Origin of the sequence: Streptomyces sp. NPDC057543 (genome assembly GCF_042801895.1) — a bacterium.
Taxonomy (GTDB): domain Bacteria; phylum Actinomycetota; class Actinomycetes; order Streptomycetales; family Streptomycetaceae; genus Streptomyces.
Map to the genome: position 1 here is coordinate 35,657 of NZ_JBHVFF010000011.1, position 26,736 is coordinate 62,392.

The 26,736-nt window shown below is 70.4% G+C and carries 25 protein-coding genes; 16 read left to right on the forward strand and 9 right to left on the reverse strand.

From position 1 onward, the window contains the following. Positions 1-94 precede the first annotated feature (94 nt). Entirely contained in the window at positions 95-517 is a 423-nt protein-coding gene (locus ACFU8Q_RS03965) for an arsenate reductase ArsC (RefSeq protein ID WP_384447379.1), read from the forward strand. A gap of 72 nt (positions 518-589) precedes the next feature. On the opposite strand, the gene ACFU8Q_RS03970 is transcribed toward ACFU8Q_RS03965, so the two are convergent. After that, a complete protein-coding gene (locus ACFU8Q_RS03970) occupies positions 590-829 on the reverse strand; it encodes a hypothetical protein (protein ID WP_384447381.1) in 240 nt (79 codons plus the stop codon). Positions 830-919: 90 nt separating this feature from the next. On the opposite strand from ACFU8Q_RS03970, the gene ACFU8Q_RS03975 reads away from it, so the two are divergent. Both ACFU8Q_RS03975 and ACFU8Q_RS03980 read left to right on the forward strand, forming a co-directional pair. Beyond that, positions 920-1,753 carry a DUF6597 domain-containing transcriptional factor gene (locus ACFU8Q_RS03975; RefSeq protein ID WP_384447383.1) on the forward strand — a complete coding sequence of 278 codons (834 nt, stop codon included), beginning with the start codon at positions 920-922 and terminating at the stop codon, positions 1,751-1,753. A gap of 39 nt (positions 1,754-1,792) precedes the next feature. Further along, positions 1,793-2,329, forward strand: a complete 537-nt coding sequence (locus ACFU8Q_RS03980) for a GNAT family N-acetyltransferase (RefSeq protein ID WP_384447384.1) — start codon at positions 1,793-1,795, stop codon at positions 2,327-2,329. 2 nt (positions 2,330-2,331) lie between these two features. On the opposite strand, the gene ACFU8Q_RS03985 is transcribed toward ACFU8Q_RS03980, so the two are convergent. Beyond that, complete coding sequence (locus ACFU8Q_RS03985; protein WP_384447386.1) at positions 2,332-2,769, reverse strand: GNAT family N-acetyltransferase; 438 nt, start codon at positions 2,767-2,769, stop codon at positions 2,332-2,334. Between the two features lie 68 nt (positions 2,770-2,837). Between ACFU8Q_RS03985 and ACFU8Q_RS03990 the strand changes: the two genes are divergently transcribed. After that, positions 2,838-3,578, forward strand: coding sequence for a Mut7-C RNAse domain-containing protein (locus ACFU8Q_RS03990; protein ID WP_384447388.1), 741 nt, complete (start codon positions 2,838-2,840; stop codon positions 3,576-3,578). Between the two features lie 306 nt (positions 3,579-3,884). Here the strand turns inward: ACFU8Q_RS03990 and ACFU8Q_RS03995 are convergent, their stop codons facing one another. After that, the gene (locus ACFU8Q_RS03995; RefSeq protein WP_384447390.1) at positions 3,885-4,460 is read right to left on the reverse strand and encodes a TetR family transcriptional regulator; all 576 of its coding nucleotides are present in this window, start codon (positions 4,458-4,460) and stop codon (positions 3,885-3,887) included. A gap of 125 nt (positions 4,461-4,585) precedes the next feature. Between ACFU8Q_RS03995 and ACFU8Q_RS04000 the strand changes: the two genes are divergently transcribed. Then, positions 4,586-6,043, forward strand: a complete 1,458-nt coding sequence (locus tag ACFU8Q_RS04000) for an FAD-dependent monooxygenase (RefSeq protein ID WP_384447392.1) — start codon at positions 4,586-4,588, stop codon at positions 6,041-6,043. A gap of 73 nt (positions 6,044-6,116) precedes the next feature. Here ACFU8Q_RS04000 and ACFU8Q_RS04005 read toward each other — a convergent pair whose 3' ends face one another. Then, positions 6,117-6,524, reverse strand: coding sequence for a hypothetical protein (locus tag ACFU8Q_RS04005; RefSeq protein WP_384447394.1), 408 nt, complete (start codon positions 6,522-6,524; stop codon positions 6,117-6,119). A 308-nt stretch (positions 6,525-6,832) separates the two neighbouring features. Here ACFU8Q_RS04005 and ACFU8Q_RS04010 point away from each other — a divergent pair, with 308 nt between their 5' ends. Beyond that, on the forward strand, positions 6,833-7,168 hold the full coding sequence (locus ACFU8Q_RS04010) for a YnfA family protein (RefSeq protein ID WP_384447396.1): 336 nt from the start codon (positions 6,833-6,835) through the stop codon (positions 7,166-7,168). A 54-nt stretch (positions 7,169-7,222) separates the two neighbouring features. Continuing rightward, positions 7,223-7,981 (forward strand): SDR family NAD(P)-dependent oxidoreductase, encoded by a 759-nt coding sequence (locus tag ACFU8Q_RS04015; RefSeq protein ID WP_384447398.1) that lies wholly within the window; start codon positions 7,223-7,225, stop codon positions 7,979-7,981. A 207-nt stretch (positions 7,982-8,188) separates the two neighbouring features. Here the strand turns inward: ACFU8Q_RS04015 and ACFU8Q_RS04020 are convergent, their stop codons facing one another. Then, positions 8,189-9,382, reverse strand: coding sequence for an RtcB family protein (locus ACFU8Q_RS04020; protein ID WP_384447400.1), 1,194 nt, complete (start codon positions 9,380-9,382; stop codon positions 8,189-8,191). A gap of 170 nt (positions 9,383-9,552) precedes the next feature. Between ACFU8Q_RS04020 and ACFU8Q_RS04025 the strand changes: the two genes are divergently transcribed. The 3 genes from ACFU8Q_RS04025 (at position 9,553) to ACFU8Q_RS04035 (ending at position 13,122) form a co-directional block, all read left to right on the forward strand. Beyond that, positions 9,553-10,455 (forward strand): DUF3558 domain-containing protein, encoded by a 903-nt coding sequence (locus tag ACFU8Q_RS04025; RefSeq protein WP_384447402.1) that lies wholly within the window; start codon positions 9,553-9,555, stop codon positions 10,453-10,455. Positions 10,456-10,650: 195 nt separating this feature from the next. Further along, positions 10,651-11,454: a DUF3558 family protein gene (locus ACFU8Q_RS04030; RefSeq protein ID WP_384447404.1), complete on the forward strand. Its 804-nt coding sequence runs from the start codon at positions 10,651-10,653 to the stop codon at positions 11,452-11,454. 261 nt (positions 11,455-11,715) lie between these two features. Continuing rightward, positions 11,716-13,122, forward strand: a complete 1,407-nt coding sequence (locus tag ACFU8Q_RS04035; RefSeq protein WP_384447405.1) for a DUF2637 domain-containing protein — start codon at positions 11,716-11,718, stop codon at positions 13,120-13,122. A gap of 141 nt (positions 13,123-13,263) precedes the next feature. On the opposite strand, the gene lysS is transcribed toward ACFU8Q_RS04035, so the two are convergent. Next, positions 13,264-15,030: a lysine--tRNA ligase gene (gene lysS / locus ACFU8Q_RS04040; RefSeq protein ID WP_384447407.1), complete on the reverse strand. Its 1,767-nt coding sequence runs from the start codon at positions 15,028-15,030 to the stop codon at positions 13,264-13,266. A gap of 195 nt (positions 15,031-15,225) precedes the next feature. On the opposite strand from lysS, the gene argS reads away from it, so the two are divergent. Continuing rightward, positions 15,226-16,998 (forward strand): arginine--tRNA ligase, encoded by a 1,773-nt coding sequence (gene argS / locus ACFU8Q_RS04045; protein WP_384447435.1) that lies wholly within the window; start codon positions 15,226-15,228, stop codon positions 16,996-16,998. Positions 16,999-17,054: 56 nt separating this feature from the next. On the opposite strand, the gene ACFU8Q_RS04050 is transcribed toward argS, so the two are convergent. Then, a complete protein-coding gene (locus ACFU8Q_RS04050; RefSeq protein ID WP_384447408.1) occupies positions 17,055-18,497 on the reverse strand; it encodes a helix-turn-helix domain-containing protein in 1,443 nt (480 codons plus the stop codon). A 312-nt stretch (positions 18,498-18,809) separates the two neighbouring features. Here ACFU8Q_RS04050 and ACFU8Q_RS04055 point away from each other — a divergent pair, with 312 nt between their 5' ends. Next, on the forward strand, positions 18,810-19,559 hold the full coding sequence (locus tag ACFU8Q_RS04055; RefSeq protein ID WP_384447410.1) for a DUF4232 domain-containing protein: 750 nt from the start codon (positions 18,810-18,812) through the stop codon (positions 19,557-19,559). A gap of 84 nt (positions 19,560-19,643) precedes the next feature. Continuing rightward, a complete protein-coding gene (locus ACFU8Q_RS04060) occupies positions 19,644-20,372 on the forward strand; it encodes a hypothetical protein (protein ID WP_384447412.1) in 729 nt (242 codons plus the stop codon). A gap of 50 nt (positions 20,373-20,422) precedes the next feature. Here the strand turns inward: ACFU8Q_RS04060 and ACFU8Q_RS04065 are convergent, their stop codons facing one another. Further along, a complete protein-coding gene (locus ACFU8Q_RS04065; protein WP_384447415.1) occupies positions 20,423-21,253 on the reverse strand; it encodes a class II aldolase/adducin family protein in 831 nt (276 codons plus the stop codon). Next, positions 21,250-22,230: a C-terminal binding protein gene (locus tag ACFU8Q_RS04070; protein WP_384447418.1), complete on the reverse strand. Its 981-nt coding sequence runs from the start codon at positions 22,228-22,230 to the stop codon at positions 21,250-21,252. Before ACFU8Q_RS04070 ends, ACFU8Q_RS04065 begins: the two co-directional genes overlap by 4 nt. A 245-nt stretch (positions 22,231-22,475) precedes the next feature. Here ACFU8Q_RS04070 and ACFU8Q_RS04075 point away from each other — a divergent pair, with 245 nt between their 5' ends. The 3 genes from ACFU8Q_RS04075 (at position 22,476) to ACFU8Q_RS04085 (ending at position 26,673) form a co-directional block, all read left to right on the forward strand. Continuing rightward, positions 22,476-23,375: an Lrp/AsnC family transcriptional regulator gene (locus ACFU8Q_RS04075; RefSeq protein WP_384447420.1), complete on the forward strand. Its 900-nt coding sequence runs from the start codon at positions 22,476-22,478 to the stop codon at positions 23,373-23,375. Positions 23,376-23,555: 180 nt separating this feature from the next. After that, positions 23,556-25,211 carry an amidohydrolase gene (locus ACFU8Q_RS04080; protein WP_384447422.1) on the forward strand — a complete coding sequence of 552 codons (1,656 nt, stop codon included), beginning with the start codon at positions 23,556-23,558 and terminating at the stop codon, positions 25,209-25,211. A 64-nt stretch (positions 25,212-25,275) separates the two neighbouring features. After that, entirely contained in the window at positions 25,276-26,673 is a 1,398-nt protein-coding gene (locus ACFU8Q_RS04085; protein WP_384447423.1) for an MFS transporter, read from the forward strand. The last annotated feature ends 63 nt before the right edge of the window (positions 26,674-26,736 follow it).

Sequence of the window (26,736 nt, forward strand, 5' to 3'; positions counted from 1 at the left end):
ACTCGCTCCTGACGCCGCCCCCTCTCGCCGCCCAGGTCCACCTTTGCCGCCACCACTGATTCCACCGCGCGACGCGCGACAGGAGAGACCCCCGATGCCCGACAAGCCCTCCGTGCTGTTCGTCTGCGTCCACAACGCCGGCCGCTCCCAGATGGCCGCCGCCTGGCTGACCCACCTGGCCGGGGACCGCGTCGAGGTCCGCTCGGCGGGATCGGATCCCGGCGACGCCGTGAACCCGGCCGCCGTCGAGGCGATGCGCGAGGTCGGCATCGACATCTCCGCCGAGATCCCGAAGATCCTCACGGTCGACGCGGTCCGCGAGTCGGACGTCTGCATCACCATGGGCTGCGGCGACACCTGCCCGGTCTTTCCCGGCAAGCGCTACCTGGACTGGAAGCTCGAAGACCCGGCAGGCCAGGGTGTCGAGGCCGTCCGCCCGATCCGCGACGAGATCAGGACCCTGGTCGAGGGCCTGATCGAGGAGATCGCCCCGGCCGCATCGGCGGCATCGGAGTAACGCCCGCGAACCCGCCGCATCGCGTCACGACCGCACCGCGTCACAGCCGCACCGCGTCACGACCGCACCGCGTCACAGCCGCACCGCGTCACGACCGCACCGCTTCCGCATTGCTCTGCGTTGTTCTGCGCCGCGAGGAGACCTGCGGTGGGCGTGGAAGTTGACGACCACTTGGAAAAGGTGGTTGATCAGGGTCCGTACGTCGTACTCCGTGCACGGCGTGGGGTCCCCCAGCCTGTTGTCGTCGATCCCGGCCAGCACGGGAACGGCCCGTCCGGCGGCCGTTTCCAGCAGCTCGCTGATTTTCTCCATCCTTCGACCCTGCACGCCGGAACCTACGGGCGCTTGAAGAAACGCGACATCGCCCCCACGGAGTTTCGCGCCCACCGTAGGATCGCGGCCATGCCAGGTCCGCGACGCGACACCCGGGGCATCGTCGATGCCCCCGACCTCTTCGCGCGGGTACGTTTCCGCCGCCGCGAACCGGCCCCCGGACTGCGGCCGTACCTGGAGCACTACTGGCTCATCGACTGGGATCTGCCGGAGCCCTACGCCTCCCATCTGGTGCCGCACCCGTCCGTGAACCTGGTCTTCCAGTGGTACGGGACCGAGGGCGGGACCCGAACCGGTGAGGACCACCACGACGCAGGCTTCGCCGAGATCTCGGGCATCGGCCCAAAGCTCTTCACACAGAAGCTGGAGGGGCGGGGACGGGTCTGCGGGGTGCAGTTCCGGCCCGGCGGATTCCGCCCGTTCGCACCGGACCGGCCGGTCTCCGCGTGGACGGGGCGGCGGCTTCCCGCGGACGAGGTGTTCACCCCTCCCGCCCCGCCATCGGCCGTGCTGGACCTGGCGGACGAGGACGCGCGGGTGGCGGCGCTCGACGCGTACCTGCTGGCGCTCGGCCCGGAACCGGACCCGCAGGCCGAGCGTGCGATGGCCCTGGTCGACCTGGTCCGTACGGACCGCACGGTGCGCCGCGTCGACGAACTCGCCCGCGTCGAGGGGCTGTCGTCGCGCTCGCTCCAGCGGCTGTTCGCCGCGTACGTCGGAGTAGGCCCCAAGTGGGTCATCCTCCGCTACCGCATCCATGAGGCACTGGAGCGGGCCGCGTCGGATCCGGAGGTGGACTGGGCGGCACTCGCGGCGGAGCTCGGCTACAGCGACCAGGCCCACCTGGTCAGGGACTTCACGGCAACGGTCGGCGTCCCCCCGACGGCGTTCGCCCCACGCTGACCCTGTCCCACTGTCAGCGCCCCGTTCTACAGTTTTGGCATGGAACGCACCGCTTCATCTTCCGTAAGGATCGAGCCCTGGTCAAAAACCGACCTGGAGCTGCTCCGCCGTGCCAACGCACCGGAGTTGATGGACCACCTGGGCGGTCCCGAGTCGGAGGAACAGCTCATGGCGCGTCACGAGCGCTATGTGGAGATGAGCGCGGACCGGACGGGCCGGGGCAGGATGTTCCGCATCGCCCTGGCCGACGGGGACAAGGCCGTGGGCACGATCGGCTTCTGGGAGCGGACCTGGCAGGGCCGGGAGGTGTACGAGACGGGGTGGGCCGTCCTCCCCGGACACCAGGGCCTGGGCATCGCGACGGCCGCCACGACAGCCGTGGCCGAGCAGGCCCGCGCCGAACACAGGCACCGTTATCTGCACGCCTATCCGTCGGTCGACAACGGCGCGTCGAACGCGGTGTGCCGCAAGGCGGGCTTCACCCTGATCGGCGCGTGCGACTTCGAGTACCCACCCGGCCATGCGCTGCTGACGAACGACTGGCGACTGGACCTCACCCCGGACGAGGAGGGCTGACCTCAGTCCAGATCGAGGGCCTTGTCGAAATTGAACGCGCCGATGCTCAGCCGCTCCCGCAGATAGAAGCGGTGGGCGTCGGTGCGCTGCGTGCCCGAGTCCAGATTGAGGTGCAGGCAGCCCGCGGCCCTGGCCCGCCCTTCGATGTGCCTCAGGAGCAGACGGCCGACACCGGTGGAACGGACCCCTTCGGCGGTCACCAGATCGTCGACGTACAGCATCCGGATCCGGCTGGTGTTGTGGACGACGCGCCAGCCGGCCGCGCCCACGCAGGCGCCCTCGTCGTCATAGGCGGCGCTGAACCGCAGTCCCTGCGGGTGCCCCTTCTCGTACACCTCCCGGAAGAGGTCCTCGGTGAGGTGCGGGCGGAGTTCACGCAGCACGGGAAGCAGGTCGGCGGCCAGTCGGGCATCGCCGGGTTCGAGATCGAGGATCTTCATGCGGGAACTGTAGGCACGCGAGGAGAAAGCCCTCGCCGACGCACCCCACCCGATGACATCCTGACGGGGTGAACGGACCGCAGATCCACCTCGAAGTCGCCCCCGAGCTGCGGCTCTTCGTCGCCCACGAACGCCGCCGGGGACGCTCGACCGTGACCACCGACGGCGCGTCCACCCTCGGCCACGTCGTGGAGTCGCTCGGCGTCCCGCTCACCGAGGCCGGACAGCTCCTGGTCGACGGTCGGCCCGTATCCGTCTCCCACATCCCGAGGGCGGGCGAAGTGGTAGAGGTGCGCGCCGTGGAACGCCCCCAGCGCGTCCCGGGCGCGCCCTTGAGGTTCCTGCTCGACGTCCACCTCGGCACGCTCGCCCGGCGGCTTCGGCTGCTGGGTGTCGACGCGGCGTACGAGAGCGAGGACATCGGCGATGCCGCACTGGCCGCCCGGTCCGCGGACGAGCGCCGCGTGCTGCTCTCCCGGGATCGCGGGCTGTTGCACCGGCGGGAGATCTGGGCCGGGGCGTATGTCTACAGCGACCGGCCGGAGGACCAACTGCGGGACGTGCTGGAACGGTTCACCCCGCATCTGGTCCCCTGGACCAGATGCACCGCCTGCAACGGCCCGCTGAAGGCTGCCGACAAGGACTCCGTCAGCGGCCGGCTGGAACACGGGACCCGGCGTTCGTACGACGTCTTCGCGCAGTGCACGGAGTGCGACCGGGTCTACTGGCGGGGCGCACACCACACCCACCTGGACGCGATCGTCGCGAAGGCGCTCCACGACTTCGCGTCCACTCCCCCGGAGCTCTGAGAGCCCGAGGAACCCCACAAACCTCAGGAACCCCAGGACCCCTACGCCCCTCACGAACGCCAGGACCTCAAGGTCCGAAGACTGAGGGGCCGCCCTCCCGCAACGCCGCGGCCCGCCGGGCGCTCAGCTCGGCAGTCCGCCGCATATAGCGATGAGCAGCGCCACCTCGTCATCGTCGTACGCCTCGAACGTTGCCGCCACGCGCCGCTCAGCCGCTCCCACACCGCGCCGCGCACTGCGGTGCCCCGGGATTTCTGCGGCCTGCGGAGGGCGTACGAAGCAGTCGCTGTCGGCCGACCCGTCGCTCTACGGCCGCTCGGCGGTCAGGTAGCGCTGAACGGTGGGCGCGAGCCAGGCGATCACCTCCTCGCGCGGCATCGAGACGGCGGGTTCGATCCGCAGGACGTAGCGCGCGAGCGCCATCCCCAGGATCTGCGAGGCGACGAGAGCCGCACGGCGCGGGGCGGCGGCCGCGTCGGGGCAGACGCCGGCCGCTATCGGGCCGAGCTGTTCGGCGAAGACCGCCCTCATCCGCTCGGCTCCGGCGTCGTTGGTGACACCGACTCTGAGCAGGCCCGTGAGCACGTCGTCGCCCTCCCAGCGGTCCAGGAAGTGCGCGACCAGGGCAGCGCCGATGTGTTTGCCCGGTATCGCGCCCAGATCCGGCATGCGCAGGTCGATCACGGACGCGGCGGCGAACAGCCCCTCCTTGTTGCCGTAATAGCGCATGACCATCGACGGGTCGATGTTCGCATCACGGGCGATGGCCCGGATCGTGGCGCGCTCGTACCCGTCGGCGGCGAACCGCTCGCGCGCGGCTTCGAGAATCGCGGCCTTGGTGGCGTCCGAGCGGCGGTTGGCGGTAGCGGGCTTCGTCTCCATGCCAACAACTGTAGGCCAACGCGCGTTGACATGCCAGGCATGACAGGGTTACCGTTGCCAACAAGCGTTGACCAACGGTTGTTGGCACGATGGTGACAGCTGACGAACGGGCCCAGGAGGCAGCCATGACCACCACCCCGAGCACCGCACCCGACACCGTCGACGTCCTCGTCGTGGGCGCGGGCCCCACCGGCCTGCTGCTCGCTGGCGACCTGGCCGCCCAAGGCCTCTCGGTCGCACTCGCGGAGCGCCGCCCGCACGAGACCGGCAACATGACCCGCGCCTTCGCCGTACACGCCCGCACCCTCGAATTGCTCGACACCCGCGGCGTGGCCGACGAGCTCGTCAAGACGGGCACCCCCCTCTCCGCCCTCCGCTTCTTCGGCAAGCTCTCGCTCGACCTCTCCCGGCTGCACACCCGCTTCCCCTTCGTGCTGATCACCCCGCAGTACGAGGTGGAGCGCCTGCTGGAGCGCCGCGCCCGCACCACAGGCGTCCATTTCCGCTACGACACGGAGCTGACCGCGCTCCATCAGGACGCCTCATCGGACACCGTCACCGCCGAACTGCACCGGGCGGACGGCAGCGCGACCACGGTCAGGGCCCGCTACCTCGTCGGTACCGACGGCGTGCGCAGCCGAGTGCGTCAGGCGCTCGGTCTCCCCTTCCCCGGAGAATCCGTGATCCGGTCGATCGTCCTCGCCGACGTCCGGCTCACCGAGGAGCCCCCGGACCTCCTGACGGTCAACGGCGTGGGGGACGCCTTCGCCTTCATCGCCCCCTTCGGCGACGGCTGGTACCGCGTGATGGGCTGGAACCGCGCCCACCAGGCCGCCGACAGCGACCCCGTCGACCTCGACGAACTGCGCCAGATCACCCACCGCGCCTTCGGCACCGACTACGGCATGCACGACGCGCGCTGGATCTCCCGCTTCCACAGCGACGAACGCCAGGTGCCCGCCTACCGCACCGGCCGGGTCTTCCTCGCCGGGGATGCCGCGCACGTCCACTCCCCCGCAGGCGGCCAGGGCATGAACACCGGCCTCCAGGACGCCGCCAACCTCTCCTGGAAGCTCGCCGCCGTTCTGCGCGGACAGACGGCCACCCCGGAGGCTTTGCTCGACAGCTATCACGCCGAACGGCACCCGGTCGGCGCAATGGTGCTCCGGTCCAGCGGCGCACTCATCCGCCTCGCCATGGCCCGCACGCCGCTCCAGCGGACGGCCCGCGCCCTCGTCGCCGCCGTGCTGTCCACGATCCGACCCGCCGCCGACAAGGCCATCGGCCAGGTCTCGGGCATCTCGATCGCCTACGCGGCCCCGCGCGGCGCCCACCCCCTCACCGCGAAGCGCGCCCCGGACCTGAGCCTGCAGGAAGGCCGCCTCCACCAACTCCTGCGCGCCGGCACGTTCGTCCTCGTCACCCCCGCCGACGCCACCCCTCCGGCATCACCCATCCCCTTGGTGCACGCCCACTGGAGGAGCGACCGCACCACCTCGCTGCTCATCCGCCCCGACGGCTACATCGCCTGGGCGAGCGACCACGCCGACCGGGCGGCCCTGCAGACCGCACTCACGCTATGAGCACCCACCTCGCACCCACCCCCGCCACCCCGCACCCACAGCGCCCGTCGTGCCGGCATCGCCCCGCGGACGGTCAGAACACGTACTCGTCCCCAGTGGCCGGGGCCAGCACCTCGTGGTCATTGTTCTGCGGGTTCCGGTCGGTCGCCCCGCCGTTCCACAGCGTGTCGACCCGCACGACGACCTCGTCCGGCCGCCCCGCGAGCTGCAGTTCGAGGGCGAGCCACCGCCCCTCCGTCTCGTCCGTGCGCAGCGCACCCGTCCGGCACAGCACAGTCAGCCGGTCCGTCTGCAGACAGCGTTCCGGAAGCTCCTGCCGCCCGGAGAGCGACACCGATGTACGCACCCGTACCGTCACATCGGCCAGGTTCGACGGACCATAGTTCACGCTCTGCACCCAGACACCGAGCCCCGAACCCCACAGCGAGACATGCCCGTGGTGCGACACATCCGCTTCGGGCCCGATGCCCCCGGCCGCCACCCCCGCCCCGGTTCCCGCTCCAGCCCCATTCCCAACCGCAGCCGCAGCCGCGCCACCCGTGCCCAGCACCACAGCCACAGTCACAGCCATGGCTGCCGCCACCGCGGCAGCAGCGGACTCCGCAGGCGCACCTCTACGTGTCACTACCATGCCCCGAAGATACAGATCACCCCGAATCATCCATATTTACCCACCAGTTCGGCGCGCCTTCCCTCGCGCCCCCCCTTCACCTCCCCTCGACTCCCCCGGCCTCCCCGGGCCTCGCCCCCTGGACCCGACTCCCTCCCCTCCCATGACACGCTGGATCCATGGTCGTCGCCCGCTCCGTAGCTCTGTTCGTCGTCGCCGCGCTTTTCGAGATCGGCGGCGCCTGGCTCGTCTGGCAGGGCATACGTGAGCATCGGGGCTGGATCTGGATCGGCGCCGGCGTCATCGCGCTCGGCGTCTACGGCCTCGTCGCCACGCTCCAGCCGGACGGCGAGTTCGGCCGCATCCTCGCCGCGTACGGCGGTGTCTTCGTCGCAGGCTCGATCGCCTGGGGCGTCGTCGCCGACGGCTACCGCCCCGACCGCTGGGACGTGATCGGCGCGCTGGTCTGCCTGGCCGGCATGGCCGTCATCATGTACGCCCCCCGCAACCACTGACCGCACGCCTGCCTATCCTGACCCCGTACCGATCAGCTGTCCGAGGAGTCCGCCATGGCCGCCACCCCGATCGCCGTCATCACCGGAGCGAGCAGCGGCATCGGCGCCGCGACCGCCCGGCAGCTCGCGGCCGCCGGCTACCGCGTGGTCCTGACCGCCCGCCGCAAGGACCGCATCGAGGCGCTCGCCGCCGAGATCAACGAGGCGGGCCACCAGGCAACGGCCTACGCCCTGGATGTCACCGACCGCGACGCGGTGGACGAGTTCGCCACGGCGTTCCGCACCCTCGCCGTCCTCGTCAACAACGCGGGCGGCGCGCTCGGCGCCGACCCCGTCGCCACCGGCGACCCCGCCGACTGGCGCCGGATGTACGAGACGAACGTCATCGGCACACTCAATGTCACCCAGGCCCTGCTCCCCGCGCTCACCGAGGGCGGCGACGGCACGATCGTGATCCTCTCCTCCACCGCGGGCCTCTCCACGTACGAGGGCGGCGGCGGCTATGTGGCCGCCAAGCACGGCGAACACGTCCTGGCCGAGACGCTCCGACTGGAGATCGTCGGCACCCCGGTCCGCGTCATCGAGGTGGCCCCCGGCATGGTCAAGACGGAGGAGTTCGCCACCACCCGCTTCCGCGGCGACACCGAGAAGGCGGCAAAGGTCTACGCGGGCGTCGAGGCCCCCCTCACCGCCGACGACGTGGCCGACACCATCACCTGGGCCGTCACCCGCCCCAGCCACGTCAACATCGACCTCCTGGTGGTCCGCCCCCGCGCCCAGGCTTCCAACACCAAGGTCCACCGCACCGCCTGAGCCCTCCGGGGCCCCCGAGGGAACAGCCGGACGGGCCCGGACACAAGTAGATCCCGGACAAGCGGACCTCGAATCGTAAGCGGACCTCGGCCGCAAACGGACCCTGGACGCAAGCGGGACCCCGGACGCAGGCGAGCCCCGGACGCAAGCGGGACCCCGGACGCGCAATCCGCGCCCGGGGCCCTCGTTTCGCATGCGTAAGGGGCCTCAGCCCTTCACGCACACCACCTGCTTGAGCTTGGCGACGACCTCCACCAGGTCCCGCTGCTGCTCGATGACCTGCTCGATCGGCTTGTACGCGGCCGGAATCTCGTCCACGACGCCGGAGTCCTTACGGCACTCCACGCCCCGCGTCTGATCCTCCAGGTCCCGCGCCGTGAAGCGCCGCTTCGCGGCGTTCCGGCTCATCTTCCGGCCGGCCCCGTGCGAGGCCGAGTTGAAGGACTTCTCGTTCCCGAGGCCCTTCACGATGTACGAGCCGGTGCCCATCGAACCCGGGATGATTCCGTACTCACCGGACCCGGCACGGATCGCGCCCTTCCGAGTGACCAGCAGGTCCATGCCCTCGTAGCGCTCTTCACTCACGTAGTTGTGGTGACAGCTGATCTCCGGCTCGAAGGTGACCTTGGCCTTCCTGAATTCCTTGCGGACGACTTCCTTCAGGAGCCCCATCATGATCGCGCGGTTGCGCTTCGCGTACTCCTGCGCCCAGAACAGGTCATTCCGGTAGTCCGCCATGGGCGGGGTGTCGGCGATGAACACGGCCAGGTCACGGTCGATCAGGTTCTGGTTGTGCGGCAGCTTCTGCGCCTGCCCGATGTGGAAGTCGGCCAGTTCCTTGCCGATGTTCCGCGATCCGGAGTGCAGCATCAGCCAGACGGAACCCGACTCGTCGAGGCAGAACTCGATGAAATGGTTTCCCGATCCGAGCGTTCCCATCTGCTTCGTGGCTCGTTCCCGACGGAATTTGACCGCATCGGCCACCCCGTCGAACTCTCCCCAGAAGTCGTCCCACCCCTTCGCCGAGAGGCCGTACACCCGGTCCGGGTCCACTGCGTCGTCATGCATGCCTCGGCCCACCGGAATGGCCTGCTCGATCTTCGACCGCAGCCGGGACAGGTCGCCCGGCAGGTCGTTGGCCGTCAGGGACGACTTCACCGCGGACATCCCGCAGCCGATGTCCACGCCGACCGCCGCCGGACACACCGCACCGCGCATCGCGATCACCGATCCGACCGTCGCGCCCTTGCCGAAATGGACGTCCGGCATGACGGCGAGTCCCTCGATCCAGGGCAGGGTGGCCACGTTGTGCAGCTGCCGCATCGCAACGTCCTCGACCGAAGCCGGGTCGGCCCACATACGGATCGGAACCTTCGCGCCCGGCACCTCTACGTACGACATACTTCCTCGATTCCCCCGAAAAGCCTGAAAGCGCAAAACCGGTGCCAAGGTCGACAAATAAGTCTGTCGACCGGCAATCACAGCGGCGCGTGCGATACACATTGTGTCCACCGGTCGCCACCGAGCGGCAACCGTTTTTCGCACGAAGGGAGCCCAGGACCGTGCGACGAATGGCGTACGTACCCGGCACCGCGCTATTGGCAGCGCTTGTCGTCGGCTGCAGTGCCGGCACCGGAACGGGTGGCTCCGCCCCCGACAGCAAGCCTGGCGAGGCAACCGCCACGGCCGCCGCACCGGGCAAGTACCGCACCCTCCTCGATCCCTGCCGCGCCGTTGCGCCGTCCGCCCTGAAGGACCTGCTCCCGGGCACCGCCGACCTTCCCGAGGACCAGCAGAAGAAGGTGTACGGCGGCACGGCCTCCGTCACCTACGACACCGACCGCCGCGTCGGCTGCCGCTGGAAGTCCGAGGCCTCCGACTCCTCGCGCACTCTCTTCGTCGACTTCGAGCGGGTCGTGTCCTACGACCCCTCGGTGAGCGACGACGACCGGGCTCGCGAGGTGTACACGAAGAAGGAGGCCGCCGCCGGCCTGACCGCGGACGCGAACACCGATGCCGCCACCGGCGCCGCCACGCCCGGCAGCTCGAAGAAGCAGACGCCCCTCTCCTCGGACTCCGCATCGCCCTCCGCCTCGCACGCCCTCTCCGGTCCGGCCGCCGAGGACAAGAACGCGGACAATCCCGAAGGCGACAACGCCGACAGCAACAACAGCGGACCCACCGACGGCAGTACGGCTGACAGTTCCGGCAACCCCGGAAGCTCCGACGCGAGCCTCGTCCCGCGCACCCTCGACGGTCTCGGAGACAGCGCATTTCTGGACGATCTGCTCACCCGGGCAGGTTCCACCACACAGAACCGCACGGTGAGCGTGGTATTCCGCACATCGAACGTCATCGTGACCGTCCAGTACACCGCGCAGCCGACCGTCTCCACGGTGGTCCCCGACAGCAAGGAACTGCAGGAGAAGGCCCAGTCGCTGGCCCGGAAGCTGGTCGAGAAGTTCAGCGAATAGCCCCGCCCGGAACGCCCCGGACCGGCACCGTCCCCGCCCGCCGAGCACCCGACCGAGGCGGCATCCGATCGCCGTCCGTCGTACCGTGGCCCTCCGGAACACCAGCCGGAACACCAACCGGGCCCCCCGGCCCCTCCCGGAACGTCCGCCGACCACCTGGCAGCCCGACCGCCGCGCCACCCGAGTGAAGGAACCATGCACCGTTCAGCCCCGCGACTCTCCCGCATACTCGCCTGCGCCGCCGTTCCGGTGATGCTCGTCGTCGCCGGCTGCTCGTCGGACTCCGGCGGCAAGGACAAGAAGGACTCGCCGGGTTCGTCCTCGTCGTCCGCAGCGCCGAGCGCGAAGAAGTCGGAACCGAGCGTCGCGCCCGCCAAGTTCGCCACGCTGCCCGACCCGTGCAAGTCGATCGCCAAGAAGACGGTCACCTCCCTGGTCCCCGATGCGAAGTCCAAGAACGGCACGCCTGCCAACTCCAGCGACACCTCGTACCGCGCCGGCTGCTCCTGGAACGGCCTCGCCGACAAGGGCGTGAACGGTTCCCAGTACCGCTGGCTCGACATCGGCTTCACCCGCTTCGACTCGGACCAGGCCCTGGGCAGCGGCGCCGAGCGGGCGCAGCAGGACTACGCGAAGCAGGTCGGCAAGGCCAAGGCGGCCGAGGGTGCGAAGAGGGTCGCCGAGGGGCCCGTCAGCGGAATCGGCGAGCAGGCCACCAAGATCACGTACGACCTCACCAAGACGAGTGAGGACTTCAAGTACGCGACGATCGTGGCCCGTACGGAGAACGTCGTCGTCACCCTCACCTACAACGGCGCGGGTTACGCGGGCGCGAAGACCCCGTCCGCCGACGACATCCTGAAGGGCGCCGAGAAGGCGGCCAAGGAGGCGGTCGCCTCGGTCGCCACCCCCGCCGCCGGCTCGAAGCCGGACGCGCCGAGCAAGCCCGCCGAGCCCAGCAAGTCCGCCGAGCCCAGCAAGTCCGCCAAGACGAGCTAGCCGACGCGACAGGGCGTGGCGGGCCCCTCGGGACGCGCCTCAACGCCCCTGCCCAGAAGCAGTTCTACGAAGCCCCGGACGAAGCCCTTCACCAAGCCGTTCACGAAGCCCGGTGCTCCCCCGAGTACCGGGCTTCGCCCCTCCCCGCGCAACGCGCCGCGCCCTCATGTGCCAGGCTGTGCCCGCCGGAAGTCGAAGCAGGACGTCGAAGCAGAGCATCAGCGCAGGGCGTCGGATACGGGAAACGGGGAGGGAATGCGGGTGGCCGCGATGCAGCTGACACGCACCCACCGAATACTCATCGGGCTCGTGGTCGCCGGTGCGGTGCTCATCGCCGCGATCGGTTTCGCGGGCTCGTACGCGGCGGTGCGCGAACTCGCGCTGCAGAAGGGCTTCGGGAACTTCTCGCTCGTCTTCCCGATCGGCATCGACGCGGGCATCTGTGTCCTGCTCGCCCTGGACCTGCTGCTGACCTGGCTGCGCATCCCGTTCCCGCTGCTGCGCCAGACGGCCTGGCTGCTGACCGCCGCGACGATCGCCTTCAACGGCGCCGCCGCCTGGCCCGACCCGCTCGGTGTCGGCATGCACGCGGTCATCCCGGTGCTGTTCGTGGTCTCCGTCGAGGCCGCCCGGCACGCCGTGGGCCGGATCGCCGACATCACCGCCGACAAGCACATGGAGGGCGTGCGGCTCACCCGCTGGCTGCTCTCCCCCGTGCCGACGTTCAAGCTGTGGCGTCGGATGAAGCTCTGGGAGCTCCGGTCGTACGAGCAGGTCATCAAGCTCGAACAGGACCGACTGATCTACCAGGCGCGCCTCCAGGCCCGCTTCGGCCGCAACTGGCGTCGCAAGGCACCCGTCGAGTCCCTGATGCCGCTGCGCCTGGCGAAGTACGGCGTCCCGCTGGCCGACACCGGTCCGTCCGGCCTCGCCGCCGCGGGCATCGAACCGGCCCTGCTGCCCCCCGCCCCGGCGCCCGCGCCGGCCTTGTCCGGACCGGATGATTTCCCGGAGTTGCCGTACGCAGAGCCCCACCCGGAGCAGCAATCCCAGCAGCAGCACCCGCAACAGCAGCAGCAGCACCTGGCAGAGCAGCAGCGCGCCCACCCCTCCGAGCCTGCCCCCGCCTCCGAGGAGTGGCCGCAGGAGGGCCCCGGCTCGCACGAGAGTCCCTGGTTCGCGGCGGCCCATGTCCCGGACGACACGTACGAGGGTGCGTACAACCCGGCGTACGTCGAGGGCCTGGAGCCCACCCCGATCATGGTCCCGTCGGGCGCCGGCGGCCGCACCCGCCCGCTGGGCAACGTGGGCACCATCGGCGCCGTCCCGGGCCCCCGCACCGCGGAACACCAGGAAGCGCAGCCCCAGCCGCAGCCCCGGCCCGAGGAGTCCCTGCCCAAGGAGCCGGAACCCCGGCCCGTGCAGCAGCAGGAGCCCGACCCGTCCGAGTGGGCCGAGGTCGAAGTCGAGTTCGGCAAGATCGCGTACGAGGCGTTCACCGCGTACACGAAGTCGCACCAGGACTACCCGAGTGCGGAGGTCCTCGACATACACCTCTCCGACCTCCACAACGTCCGCCATCCCCGCAGCGCGGCCCTGCTCCGCCGCCTCCTGCCGGGATTCAAGCAGCGCTTCGACACCGAGATGACCGAGAACCACATCGCGTAGGACCCCGCCCCGCCCGTCCGGCGTTCAGAGCCGGAACCAGCACGGACGCGACACACACGCGACGAGCACGCGACGGAGCCGGCAACGGCGGAGGGCCGTCACCCGAATCACCGGGTGACGGCCCTCCGTGTCGAGTACCCCCTACGCGCCCAGCAGCCTGCGCACCCGGTCCGCCCCCACGGCCAGCAGCAGCGTAGGCAGCCGCGGCCCCGTGTCCCGGCTCACCAGCAGCCGGTACAGCAGCGCGAAGAACGACCGCTGCGCGGCCTTCAGCTCGGGCGTCGGCTTGGCGTCCGGCTCCAGACCCTCAAGGATCTTCGGCACGCCGTAGACGAGCGTGGTGAGCCCGTCCAGCGACCAGTGCGTGTCCAGCCCTTCCAGGAGCAGCCGCAGCGACTCCCGGCCCTGCTCGTCCAGTGAGCCGAGCAGTTCCTTGTCCGGCTGGTCGCGGACGATGGTGCGGGCCTCGGCCGGGACCTGGCTGGTGATCCAGTTCTCGGCGCGGTCGAGGCGGGGCCGGGCCTCGTCGAGCGAGGTCAGCGGGTTCTCCGGGTCCAGCTCGCTCAGGATGCGCAGCGTCTGCTCGTCGTGCCCGCCCGTGATGTCGACGACCGACGCGAGCGTGCGGTACGGCAGCGGGCGGGGCGTGCGCGGCAGCTCACCGGCGGCCGTGCCGATGGCCCGCGCGTACGCGGCCGCGTCGGCCGACAGCACCGAGCCGTCGGCAACCTTGCGCGCCAACGAGTCCCACTCGTCGTAGAGCCGCTGGATCTCCTGGTCGAAGGCGATCTTGAAGGACTGGTTGGGCTTGCGGCGCGCGTACAGCCAGCGCAGCAGCGGCGCCTCCATGATCTTCAGCGCGTCGGCCGGGGTCGGCACACCGCCCTTGCTGGAGGACATCTTCGCCATGCCGGAGATGCCGACGAACGCGTACATCGGGCCGATCGGCTGCACGCCGTCGAAGACCTCGCGGACGATCTGACCGCCGACGACGAACGAGGAGCCCGGCGAGGAGTGGTCCACACCGCTCGGCTCGAAGATCACGCCCTCGTACGCCCAGCGCATCGGCCAGTCGACCTTCCAGACCAGCTTGCCGCGGTTGAACTCGCTGAGCCGGACGGTCTCGGCGAAGCCGCAGGCCGTGCACGTGTAGTTCAGCTCGGTGCTGTCGTCGTCGTAGGACGTGACGGTCGTGAGGTCCTTCTCGCAGTTGCCGCAGTAGGGCTTGTACGGGAAGTAGCCGGCCGAGCCGCCGCTGCCGTCGTCCTCGCCGGCCGCGCCGGAACCCGCCTCGGCCTCCAGCTCGGCCTCGTCGACCTTCTTCTGCTGCTGCGGCTTCTTGCCGCCCTTGGCGCCCGCCGCGCCCGGCTCCTTCTTCGTCCGGTACCGGTCGAGGACGGCGTCGATGTCGGCGCGGTGCTTCATCGCGTGCAGGATCTGCTCGCGGTACGCGCCCACCGTGTACTGCTCGGTCTGGCTGATGCCGTCGTACTCGACGCCCAGCTCGTCCAGCGCGGCGGTCATGGCGGCCTTGAAGTGTTCCGCCCAGTTCGGATACGTGGACCCGGCCGGGGCGGGGACCGAGGTCAGCGGCTTGCCGATGTGCTCGGCCCAGGACTCGTCGACCCCCGGGACTCCGTTGGGAACCTTGCGGTAGCGGTCGTAGTCGTCCCAGGAGATCAGGTGCCGGACGGTGTACCCGCGGCGGCGGATCTCGTCGGCGACGAGGTGCGGGGTCATGACCTCGCGGAGGTTGCCCAGGTGGATCGGGCCCGACGGGGAGAGGCCGGACGCGACGACGACCGGTTTGCCAGGCGCACGACGCTCCGATTCGGCGATGACATCGTCCGCGAAGCGGGAGACCCAGTCGGTCTCGGTGCTGCTCTGACTCTGAGCCACGGTCTGCACGTCCTTCTCTCTTGTGGGGCTCGCAGGGACAAAACCCCTGGCCGGGCCAAAACCCTTGGCAGGGGCAAAACCCTTGTGGGACTGGTAAGGCATTGCCCATTGTCCCAGGTCCCACCGACAGCGCGAAAACGGCTTTACTCTCCGTGGAATACTGGGTGTGATCCCTTGTACTCCTACGGAAACGGCAGCCAGCCCATGGCCTCGGTCAATTCCCTCGCTTCCTCGCTCCAGCAGCAGCTGGCGGACGCCCTGACGGCAGCTCTGCCGGATGCCGGCACCGCGGACCCGCTGCTGCGACGAAGCGACCGGGCCGACTTCCAGGCCAACGGCATCCTGGCCCTCGCCAAGAAGCTCAAGGGCAACCCGCGCGAGCTGGCGTCCCAGGTCACGGCCGCGATCCCGGCGGGCGGCCCGATCAAGGAGATCGAGGTCTCCGGCCCCGGCTTCCTGAATGTGACGCTCACCGACCGGGCGATCATCGAGACCCTCGCCGCGCGTGACGCGGACGACGAGGGCCGCCTCGGTGTCCCGTACAACAGCGCCGCGGGCACCACGGTCGTCGACTACGCGCAGCCGAACGTGGCCAAGGAGATGCACGTCGGTCACCTCCGTTCCGCGGTGATCGGTGACGCGATGGTGCAGATCCTGGAGTTCACCGGCGAGACCGTGGTCCGGCGCCACCACATCGGCGACTGGGGCACCCAGTTCGGCATGCTCATCCAGTACCTGATCGAGCACCCGGGCGAGCTGAACCACGAGGGCGCCGACAGCGCGGCGGACGGCGAGGCCGCCATGTCCTCCCTGAACCGGCTCTACAAGGCGTCGCGGGCGCTGTTCGACTCCGACGAGGAGTTCAAGGCCCGCTCCCGGGACCGGGTCGTGGCGCTCCAGGCCGGTGACGAGGAAACCCTCTCCCTGTGGCAGCGCTTCGTCGACGAGTCGAAGATCTACTTCTACTCGGTCTTCAACAAGCTCGACATGGAGATCCGCGACCCCGACATCGTCGGGGAGTCCGGCTACAACGACATGCTGGAGGAGACCTGCCGCATCCTGGAGGAGTCGGGCGTCGCCGTCCGCTCCGAGGGTGCGCTGTGCGTGTTCTTCGACGATGTGAAGGGCCCGGACGGCAACCCGGTGCCGCTGATCGTCAAGAAGGCGAACGGCGGTTACGGCTACGCGGCGACGGACCTCTCCGCGATCCGCGACCGGGTCCAGAACCTCAAGGCGAACACCCTGCTGTACGTCGTGGACGCCCGGCAGGCCCTGCACTTCAAGATGGTCTTCGAGACGGCCCGCCGGGCCGGCTGGCTGAACGAGGACGTCAAGGCCGTGCACCTCCCCTTCGGCACGGTGCTCGGCAAGGACGGCAAGCCGTTCAAGACCCGTGAGGGCGAGACGGTCCGGCTGGCCGACCTCCTGGACGAGGCGATCGACCGGGCGTCCGCCGTCGTGCGCGAGAAGGCCAAGGACCTCACCGAGGACGAGATCACCGAGCGTGCCACGCAGGTCGGCATCGGCGCGGTGAAGTACGCGGACCTGTCGACGTCGGCCGCCCGCGACTACAAGTTCGACCTGGACCAGATGGTGTCGCTGACCGGCGACACGAGCGTGTACATCCAGTACGCGCACGCCCGTTCCCGCTCCATCAAGCGCAAGGCGGGCGAGCTGAAGCCCCAGCCGCACCCCGAGCTGGAGCTGGCCCCGGCCGAGCGCGCGCTGGGCCTGCATCTGGACCAGTTCGGCGAGGTCGTGGCCGAGGTCGCCGCCGCGTACGAGCCGCACAAGCTGGCCTCGTACCTCTACCAGCTGTCGTCGCTCTTCACGACGTTCTACGACCAGTGCCCGGTGCTGAAGTCCGACGTCCCGGCCGATGTGGCCGAGAACCGCCTCTTCCTCTCGGACCTCACCGCCCGCACCCTGCACCAGGGCATGGAGCTGCTCGGCATCCGGACCCCCGAGCGCCTCTGACCAGAACGCCAGTCAGTCCGTACGCACCGGCCCGGTGGCCGTGACCACGAGGGACGCTAGTCCCACTCCTTGGTCACCCACTGGGCCGTGTCGTACCGGTACATGTACTGCGGCCGCGCCTGGATGCTGCTGGTACGGAACGGCTTCCCGCCGTCGTCGATGCGCAGCATCCCCGTCCGGCCGCCGCTGCTCCACTCCAGGTCCAGGTACCAGCTGACGTCGTGCCCTTCGACGTGGACCTTGAGGTCGAACACCTCCACATCGGTGGAGGACACCTGGAACGGGAAGTCCTTCGGCGGCACCCGCACGTCCCCCTGCTGCCCCGCCACCGGGGTGAGGTTCGGCCGGTCGTCGTCGAGGTCGATGTCGAAGGACTGCGGGGTGATGCCGCTCCCGCAGCCCTCGCCCATCGAGTACGCCGACCACGCCAGCGGCGCCTTCCGGGACAGCGTCCGCACATGCAGTCCGGTCAGCACGACGGCCTGCCCCGACTTCCCCTGCACGGTGAGTTCGAGCTGCATGCTGCCGCCGTCCACCCCGCCGAGCGCCTTGGCCCAGCCCCGGGTGCCCTGCGGCGAGGGCGGCGGAGGCACGTCCTCCGGCTTCTGGTCCAGAACGTAGTTCTGGCCGCAGGGCTCTTCCCAGTTGTACGAGCTGATGGTGGCGGTCAGCGGCACGCCCCCGCTCTGCTGCCCACCCGAACCGGATCCCGTGCCACGTCCCCCGGTCGTGGCGGAGGCGCCGCCGGACGGCGGGGACGAGACGGTCGCCGAGCCGGACGGCACGGGCTTGCCCGACTTCTTCGCCCCGCTCGGTGAGGCGGTGGCGCTCGCGTCGTGGCCGGGCCCGGCGAGCTCGGCCTCGCCCGGGTCCTTCGCGTCCACGGCGGGGGCGTTACTGAGATCGTCCTTGTCCGTACCCGACAGATTGCTGACGACGATCGAGGTGGGCACGGTCAGCGCGACGACGGCGACGGCCGCGAGCAGCACGCGCGCCCGTGCCGAGGCCAGGAACCGCCTGGGCCGGCTCGCCCCACCGGCCACGATCGCGGGCTCGGGTTCGAGCGTGAGCGCGGACGCGTCGCCACCAGCCTCGGCCTCGGCCTCGGAGCCGCGAACCGCCTCCGGACCCGAGTCGGAAACCATGTCCGAAACCGCATCCCGTCCCGGCTCCGAACCCGCGTCCCGTACCGGTCCCGCAGCCGCGTCCCGCACCGGCTCAGCAGCCGCAGGAGCAGCCGCGGCCGGGCGCCGCCGGGCCGCATCCGCCACGATCCATCGCCGGTGCAGCTCCACCAGCTCCTCCGGGCTCGCCGCACACAACCGCGCCAGCCGTTCCACCGGGGCGTACTCGTTCGGCACCGCATCACCGTTGCAGTACCGGTGGAGCGTCGACGTGCTGACGTGCAGTCTCCCGGCGAGAACCCCGTAGCTGCGCCCCGAACGGTCCTTCAGTTCCTTCAGCAGAGCCGCGAATTCCCCGGCCTCCGGCGTCGCCACTTCGGCGTTCCCCCTCCTGGTCCGTCCCGGAACACCGTTCCAGGGACGTGGAATCTGCCCAGGTCACAGTACGCGCAGGCATTCCAGCTTCCCCAATGGGCTGTTCGGCGTTGCGCTCGGATTCCGCCGCCCCGCAATCTGTGATCACACCGCAGCGACCACCGGGACAACGCAGTGCGAATCCACTACCGCATCGAGCTCATCGATGCCGTGGCCATCGGAGTGGTGATCGTGTCCACCGCGATCGTCATGGTCCTGATCTGCCACAACTGACCGAACGACATCACCAGCCCACACACGGGGAGTACCAGCATGCGCAGCAACCACATCCGCACCACCGCCCTCGCCGCGACCGCCCTCCTGGCCGCCCTCTCGCTCACCGCCTGCGGCGGCGACGACACGGACAACGGCAAGAAGGCGGGGGCGGCGGCTCCGGCGGCAAGCACCACCGCCACCGCCCCCGACACGGGCAAGGACGCCAAGGACGCTGAGGACACCAAGGACACCAACAGCGGCACGGCCAATGGCCCCGCCGAGAACGCCTCCGCCACCTCCAAGGGCTCCACCGGCGGCAGCAGGAGCGAGAAGAGCGGCGCCGGCACCACCGGCAGCGGCAGCGGCAGCGGCAGCGGCAGCAAGTCAACCGTCACCTGCACCGGCTCGAACACCAAGGTCACCATCAGCAAGGTGAGCCGTCCCATCAACCACCTGCTGCTCACGGCGACCAACACCGGCTCCGTACCCTGCTACGCGTACCACGCGCCGGCGCTCCGCTTCGACGACGCCCAGGCCGCCTTCCCGGTCCTCCGCGACAGCATCCCGCAGGCCGTGGTCACCCTTGCGCCGGGTCAGTCCGCCTACGCGTCGATCGGGCTGTCCGGTGAGCCGGACGGACAGGAGCTGCACAAGGGCACCCACCTCACGGTGTACTTCACCGGTAAGGCCAACCAGGGCTCCACGGGCGCCCCCGCCGAGCTGACCCTCCCCGCCGGCACCTCCTGGGGCGACAACGGCTTCGTCACCTACTGGCAGAGCGACATGGCCGACGCCCTCACCTACTGATTCCGCACGCGCCGAGCCAACAACTCGCGGCCCCCCGAAGGCAATTGATCGTAAGATCTGAGATCGAAACCTGGAGGGGGCAACGTGCGGACACACAAGGGCGCCGGATCAACCACCTCGGCCGTACGGGCATCGGCAGCCATCGCGGCCGCGGCCGCGTTGCTCGCCCTGATCACCGGCTGCGGCAAGGCGACGGGGTACCGCGCATCGGACAAGGAGTCCGGCAGCCCCACCGCCTCGCCGACCCCGAGTGTGAACCCGTCCTACGGCACGGAGTTCCTTGCCATCGACGAGTGCGCTGCTCCCGAACCCGGCCGGACGGGCGCCTACCGCGAGGTCCCGTGCGGCGACCCCGAGGCCGTCGCACGGGTGACCGGCCGGATGAGCACCGGCAACGCCGAGCCGTTGTCGGGTACCACCTGCCCGGATCACACGGACTTCGCGATCGATGCGTCGATCGGTCTCGGCGCCCCGGAGGGCGCACAGGTGGCAGGTGACGGCTACGCATGCATGCGCAACCTGAAGCCTCCGCACCCCGGCGATCCCGGCGGGGGCGGCGGCCCCAGGATCGAGCTCGGCGACTGCGTGCACAGCGACGGGAAGAACGGGGACGTGATCACGGAGGCCGCCTGCCGGACCAAGGGCAAGAAGAACGGCGCGACCCACAAGATCATAAAAATCGTTGAGGACGGGTTCGCGTTCGGCTTCGACGACCCGTGCGACTACAAAGCCGACGCCATGTTCACCGAGAACCCGATCTTCGACTCCGACCTCGCCAGGAACGACCGCATTCTCTGCGGCAAGAAGCTCTGATCCGGTCTCTCCGCCCGAAGTCCCTCAAGAGCCCTCGAAGATCCTCCCTCTCAGTCCCGGTAGTCCGGAGCCACCCGGTCCAGCAGTCGCAGCATGGCCGCCCATGCCAGGTCGTAGGCGACATCGTCCTGGAGGTCGCTGTCCGCGTCCGCGTCGCCCGCGAGCTGCCGGGCGGTGTACTCGCAGGTCTCGGCCGGGGGAACGGTCAGCGGTCCGCCGCCCGCCTGGGCGGTGACCTGGATCTCGCAGGCCTTCTCCAGGTAGTACATGCGCAGGAAGGCCTGGGCCGCGCTCCCGCCCACCGTCAGCAGACCGTGGTTGCGCAGGATCAGCGCCGGATGGCTGCCGATGTCCTCGACCAGGCGCTTCTGCTCGTCGAGGTTGAGGGCCACGCCCTCGTAGTCGTGGTAGCCGACGCGGTTGTAGAACTCCATCGACATCTGGTTCAACGGCAGCAGCCCGTCGCGCTGAGCGGCGACCGCGCAGCCGGCCCGGGTGTGGGTGTGCAGGACGCAGTGCGCGTCCTCGCGCGCGGCGTGGATCGCGCTGTGGATGACGAAGCCCGCGGGGTTGACGGGGTGGGACGTGGGCTCGACCGGATTGCCCGACAGGTCGATCTTGACCAGGTTCGAAGCGGTGATCTCCTCGAAGAGGAGGCCGTAGGGGTTGATCAGGAAGTGGTGATCGGGCCCCGGCAGCCGCAGCGAGATGTGGGTGAAGATCAGGTCGGTCATCCGGAAGTGCGCCACGAGCCGGTATACGGCGGCGAGTTCGCGGCGCAGCCGGGTCTCCTCGGCAAGGTTCGCGTCGGTCTCCTCGGCGAGACCCGCGCCGCTCTTCTCGGCGACGTCCGTGTCGTGGACGGTCGGCAGTTCGGTCACGAGGGGGCTCCTTCGAGCGTCGGGTCGACCACGGGGGTCAGCGGGCGCCCGGTGCGGTGCCAGGCGATGACGTTCTCGGCGGGCGCGCACACGTACGCCCGCTGCGAGGTGTCGGACAGGTAGGCGCTGTGCGGGGAGAGCTGGATGCGCGGGTGGGCGCGCAACGGGTCGTCCGGCGCCGGAGGTTCGACCGGGAACACGTCCAGGGCCGCGGCCCGGAGCCGTCCGCCGTCCAGCGCGGCCAGCAGCGCGGCGGTGTCGACGAGTTCACCGCGGGCGACGTTCACCAGGTAGCCGCCCGGCCGCATACGGGCGAGCAGTTCCGCGTCGACGATGCCGCGGGTCTGCGCGGTCAGCGGCGTGTGCAGCGAGAGCACGTCACAGGAGGCGATCAGCTCGTCCCGGCCGAGCCGCTCGACGCCGGACGGCCACCCGGCGGCGTCGGCGTGCGGGTCGTACGCGGCGACGCGCCCGAAGACCGGACCCGCGATCCTGGCCAGCTCTCGCGCGATGCGCCCGAACCCCATGAGGCCGAGCGTCAGCTCACCGGCCCGGCGCGGCAGTTCGGCGAACTCCGTGTTCCAGCCCCCACCTCGCACGGTGGCGTCGGCCTGGGGCAGCGCGCGCACGAGACAGAGCGCGGAGGCGAGCGCGTGCACGGCGACGTCCTCGGTCGCGGCATGCGGGAGGTTGCTCACCCAGACTCCGCGCCGGAGCGCCTGCGCGGTGTCGATCATGTCGTACCCGGCGGACATGGTGGCCACCATCCGCACACCGGGGAGGCGGTCGAGCAGCGCGGCGTCCACCGGCGCGTAGCCGACGATCAGCGCGACGGCGTCGCGTGCGGCCGCCGCGATCACGTCCGGGTCCCGGCTGCCCACGACCCGGGTGTCGAAGCCCGCCTCGGCCAGCAGCCGCACCCCCGGACCGATATCGAGTTCCTCGGGGTCCGTGAACACCACCAGGGGGCGGCTCATCCCATCCTCCTCAAGCTGCACAAGCTCCTCCGGGCCTTCAGCCACAGCGAAATACTGATTCGTTCGTCTCAGTTGCGCCGAACCTACGTTTCATTCGGCAGAATTGTCCAGAGACAGTGATGCGTACGCCGGTGACGCGCATCACCCGGCCCATCCCCCGTAGCTCCCGCACGCCGGTGGTCAAGAATGGGGCCCGCCCCGGGTGCGCCCGCCCCCGGGCAACCGAACCGAGGGGAAGCGCCCAGGTGGATCTGGACCGGACCGATCTGGCCGTCGTCCGCGAACTGCAGACGGACGGCCGCCTGACGTACGAGACACTGGCGCAGCGCGTCGGACTCTCCCGCCCCGCCACCCGCGCCCGCGTGCAGCGACTGCTGGCGGGCGGCGGCGTACGCGTGGTGGCCGTCGTGCATCCCGCCGTACGGGAGCTGACCGCCTCGGCCCATCTGTCGATCGGCGTGAGCGGACCGGCCGAGCCGGTGGCACGCGCGATCGCCGCCATGCCGCAGGCGCCGTTCGTCACCCTCACCGCGGGCAGCCGCGCGATCATGGCGGAGCTGCGCACCAAGGGGCTGGCGGAGCTGGACCGGGCCATCGAGTCGATCCGCTCGCTGGACGGCGTAGACGTCGTGGACCCGCTGATCTCCCTCCAGCACCTCAAGGACCCCTACCTGCTGGCGGGCCGGCCCGATGTACCGGAACTGGACGCGACGGACCGGCTGATCCTGGACGAACTGGAGCGCGACGGGCGACTGCCCTTCGCCGAACTCGCCGAGCGCGTCGGACTATCGCCCGGCGCCGCCCGCGCCCGCACCCTGCGCCTCCTCGACGGCGGCGTCGCCAAGGTGCTCGCACTGGTCCGCCCCGATCTGCTGGGGCTCGGCGTCCTGTGCGGATTCGCCGTACGCCTGGACGGCGAGCGGGACACCATCGCGCGGCATATCGGCGGATGGGACCGGGTCTCGTTCCTGTCCGCCTGCATGGGGCGCGCGGAACTCGTCGGGACGATCAGCGCGGAGTCGCTCATCGCGGTGCGCGACACCTTGGAGGACATGCGGGCGTGCGCGGGCGTGCGCGCCGTGGAGAGCTGGGTCCATCTGGAGCTGGTCAAGGAGCGGTACGACCTCACCGCCCCCGGCTCCTGAGCGGGATGCCAGACGATACGTAAGCCAAAACCCACATCACATTCCGAAAAATTTGTTAGCTGGAGGTCTAGGCAAGACATCGTCTGCTGCATATCGTCCATGCGAACGAATCGGTCGTCACGGACTCTCCGTGTGTACGGCCTCCCTCATGGACGTCCCAGGTCGAAAGCAGGCCCTCTCATGCACCACCCCCTCGACGACGCCGACCGCACGCTCCTGGTGACCGGTGCCGCCGTCGCCGCCCCCGGTACCACCGAACGCGCCGAGGCACTGGCCGTCCGCGGCGGCCGGGTCGTCCACATCGGCACCACCGACGACGCCCGCGCCGCGCTCGGCGGCCGGGCCGACGACGTCCTCGAACTCGACGGCGGCCTCGTCCACCCCGGCTTCGTCGACGCCCACTGCCACCCCGTGATGTACGGGCAGGCACTCGCCTGGGTCGACTGCCGCCCCGAACGCGTACCGGACATCGAGACGCTCGTCGCCGTCCTGACCGAAGCGGCCCGCGAACTGCCAGCCGGGGTCCCGGTGCGCGGCTTCGGCTACGAACACCGCCGCCTCGCCGAGCGCCGCCACCCCACCTGCCACGACCTCGACCGCGTCGCCACCGACCGCGAGGTGTACGTGATGAACGCCTCCGGCCACGGCGGCGTCGTCAACTCCCACACCCTGCGCACCTGCGGCGTCACCGCGGGCACCCCCGACCCCGAGGGCGGCAGCATCGGCCGGTCCGCCTCCGGCGAGCCCGACGGACAGCTCTGGGACGCCGCCTGCGACCTGCTCACCGGCCCCGGTGGCGTGAAGATCGGCAACCACGGCCCGAACTTCCACCTCTCCGAGCCCGACGCCATCATGGCCGACCACCTCCAGCGCGCCCAGGAGGTCTTCCTCGCCGCCGGAGTCACCACCGTCGGCGACGCCCAGGCGTCCCGGCGCGAGATGGAGACGTACCTGCGCGCCCGCGCGGACGGCTCACTGCGCCTGCGCGTCTCCGCGTACCTCACCTCCGCGCTCCTGGACACCGCGCTCGAACTGGGCGTCGTGAACGGCTTCGGCGACGACCTGTTCCGCGTCCAGGGCGTCAAGTTCTACGCCGACGGCACCCTCGGCGGCTGGACCGCGTACTTCCCCGAGGGCTATGCCGCCGACTGCTGCCACCACGGGCAGCTGTACCACTCCGCCGAGGAGTACGCCGAACTCGTCGGCCGCGCCCACCGCGCCGGGCTCCAGACCGCGACCCACGCCCAGTCCCCGTACGCCATCGGCATGGTCCTCGACGCCGTCGAGAAGGCCCAGGCGGACCGCGAGCGGCCCGGCATCCGCCACCGCATCGAGCACTCCGGTCTGCCCACCGACGAACAGATCGCCCGCATGGGCCGGCTGGGCGTCGTCCCGGTCATGCAGCCCCAGCACCACCTGCGCACCGGCGACGGCACACTGACCGCCGTCGGCGACCTCGGCCACCGTTACAACCCGGCAGGCGCCTGCCTGGCCGCCGGAGTGCCCGTCGTGTTCAGCTCGGACGCGCCCGTCGCCCCGCCCGCCCCGCTGGAGGCCGTCTCCGCCGCCGCGACCCGGCGCACCGTACTCGGCACCGTCCTCGGCGACGCCTCGCTGCGGATGCCCGTCGCCGACGGGCTGCACGCGCACACCGCCGCGGCCGCCCGCGCCCTGCACCGCGAACACGCCGTCGGCGCCCTGGCCCCCGGCATGCTCGCCGACTTCGTCGTCCTGGCCGACGACCCGCTCACCACCGACCCGGCGGAACTCGCCTCCATCGGCGTACGCGAGACCTGGATCGGCGGCACCCGCGCCTGGGCAGCCCCCGGCCGCTGACCCACCACCTCCCCGCTCCCCCACTCACGCACCTTCCGCCGCCCCTCCCGCCCCCGGAGGCACCGTGTCCCCGTCCCCATCCCCGGCCGCATCTCCATCCCCATCCCCATCCGCGCGGCCCACCACCGGGCAGAGCCCGTACAGAGCCGCCGTCGCGGCGCTGGCAGGCACGTCCATCGAGTGGTACGACTTCTACGCGTTCGCCACCGCCGCGGCGATCGTCTTCAACGACGTGTTCTTCCCGCCGGACATGTCGCCGTACCTCAGGACCCTGTCCGCCTTCGCGACCTTCGCCGTCGGCTTTCTGCTGCGCCCGCTCGGCGGCATCGTCTTCGGGCACATCGGCGACCGCGTCGGCCGCAAGAAGACCCTGGTCATCACGTTGGTGATGATGGGCGTCGCGTCCTTCGCCATCGGCCTGCTGCCCACATACGCCCAGGTCGGCGCTCTCGCGCCGATCCTGCTGATCGTGCTGCGACTGATCCAGGGCGTCGCGATCGGCGGTGAGTGGGGCGGCGCGGTGCTGATCGCCGTGGAGAACGCCCCGCGCGGCAAGGCCGCCTTCTTCGGTTCGTTCGCCCAACTCGGCTCCTCGGTCGGCGCGTTGCTGTCGACCGGCGCCTTCAGCCTGATGAACCTCTTCGGGCACGACGCGTTCATGAGCTGGGGCTGGCGCGTACCGTTCCTGGCCTCCGCCGTGCTGGTGATCGTGGGCCTGGTCGTCCGGGTCAAGCTGGAGGAGTCCCCGGTCATGGAGGAGGTGCGCAAGGAACAGCAGGCGAAGGACGGGGAGGAAGAGACCAAACTGCCGGTGGTCGAGGTCTTCCAGAAGGCCTGGCGGACCGTCCTCATCGGCGTCTTCGCCCTGGCCACCGCGACCGGCGGCTACTACGTCGTGACCAGCTTCCTGCTCTCGTACGGCACCGGCGACCTCCACCTGTCGGAGTCGATGCTGCTCAACGGTCTCACCCTGGCGGCGTTCCTGGAACTCCTCGTCACTCCCTGGCTGTCGTGGCTCGCCGACCGGGTGGGCTCGCACAAGGTCGTCATCGCCGGACTCGCGGGCGTCATCGTCCTGGCCCTGCCGCAGTTCATGGTGCTGGGCACCGGGAGCGTCTTCCTCATCTGGCTGATGATGCTGGCCATGCGTCTGGTGATGTCCGCGCTGTACGGGCCGATCGCGTCGATCCTCGTCGAGGGCTTCGCGCCGCACGTCCGCTACACCGGCATCTCCCTCTCCTACCAGATCTGCAACATGATCTTCGGTGGCCTCGCCCCCCTCGCGGCGGTCTCCCTCGCGGCAGCCGCGGGCGGTCACTACTGGCCGCCGGCCGCCATGCTGATGGCCATCTCGGCGATCGGCATCGCGTGCACGGCCCGCCTCCACCGGCTCGGCAGGGCACAGGCCGAGGGAAGGCCCCAGGCACCGGCGCCGCGCGAGACGGTGCCGACCGCTACGTAACCGGCTGCGGACGCGCGTTCCCCTGCCCACCCGCGGGCAGCACCGGGACGCCGACCTTGTGCC

Bases quoted from the DNA above. Each gene is read 5' to 3' on its own strand.
- ACFU8Q_RS04000 (WP_384447392.1), top strand. From the start codon at position 4,586: ATGACCACCACCCCGAGCACCGCACCCGACACCGTCGACGTCCTCGTC.
- ACFU8Q_RS04015 (WP_384447398.1), top strand. From the start codon at position 7,223: ATGGCCGCCACCCCGATCGCCGTCATCACCGGAGCGAGCAGCGGCATC.
- ACFU8Q_RS04080 (WP_384447422.1), top strand. From the start codon at position 23,556: ATGCACCACCCCCTCGACGACGCCGACCGCACGCTCCTGGTGACCGGT.
- ACFU8Q_RS03995 (WP_384447390.1), bottom strand. From the start codon at position 4,460: ATGGAGACGAAGCCCGCTACCGCCAACCGCCGCTCGGACGCCACCAAG.
- ACFU8Q_RS04055 (WP_384447410.1), top strand. From the start codon at position 18,810: ATGCGCAGCAACCACATCCGCACCACCGCCCTCGCCGCGACCGCCCTC.
- ACFU8Q_RS03970 (WP_384447381.1), bottom strand. From the start codon at position 829: ATGGAGAAAATCAGCGAGCTGCTGGAAACGGCCGCCGGACGGGCCGTT.
- argS (WP_384447435.1), top strand. From the start codon at position 15,226: ATGGCCTCGGTCAATTCCCTCGCTTCCTCGCTCCAGCAGCAGCTGGCG.
- ACFU8Q_RS04010 (WP_384447396.1), top strand. From the start codon at position 6,833: ATGGTCGTCGCCCGCTCCGTAGCTCTGTTCGTCGTCGCCGCGCTTTTC.
- ACFU8Q_RS03985 (WP_384447386.1), bottom strand. From the start codon at position 2,769: ATGAAGATCCTCGATCTCGAACCCGGCGATGCCCGACTGGCCGCCGAC.
- ACFU8Q_RS03980 (WP_384447384.1), top strand. From the start codon at position 1,793: ATGGAACGCACCGCTTCATCTTCCGTAAGGATCGAGCCCTGGTCAAAA.
- ACFU8Q_RS04025 (WP_384447402.1), top strand. From the start codon at position 9,553: ATGGCGTACGTACCCGGCACCGCGCTATTGGCAGCGCTTGTCGTCGGC.
- ACFU8Q_RS03975 (WP_384447383.1), top strand. From the start codon at position 920: ATGCCAGGTCCGCGACGCGACACCCGGGGCATCGTCGATGCCCCCGAC.
- ACFU8Q_RS04070 (WP_384447418.1), bottom strand. From the start codon at position 22,230: ATGAGCCGCCCCCTGGTGGTGTTCACGGACCCCGAGGAACTCGATATC.
- ACFU8Q_RS04030 (WP_384447404.1), top strand. From the start codon at position 10,651: ATGCACCGTTCAGCCCCGCGACTCTCCCGCATACTCGCCTGCGCCGCC.
- ACFU8Q_RS04020 (WP_384447400.1), bottom strand. From the start codon at position 9,382: ATGTCGTACGTAGAGGTGCCGGGCGCGAAGGTTCCGATCCGTATGTGG.
- ACFU8Q_RS03965 (WP_384447379.1), top strand. From the start codon at position 95: ATGCCCGACAAGCCCTCCGTGCTGTTCGTCTGCGTCCACAACGCCGGC.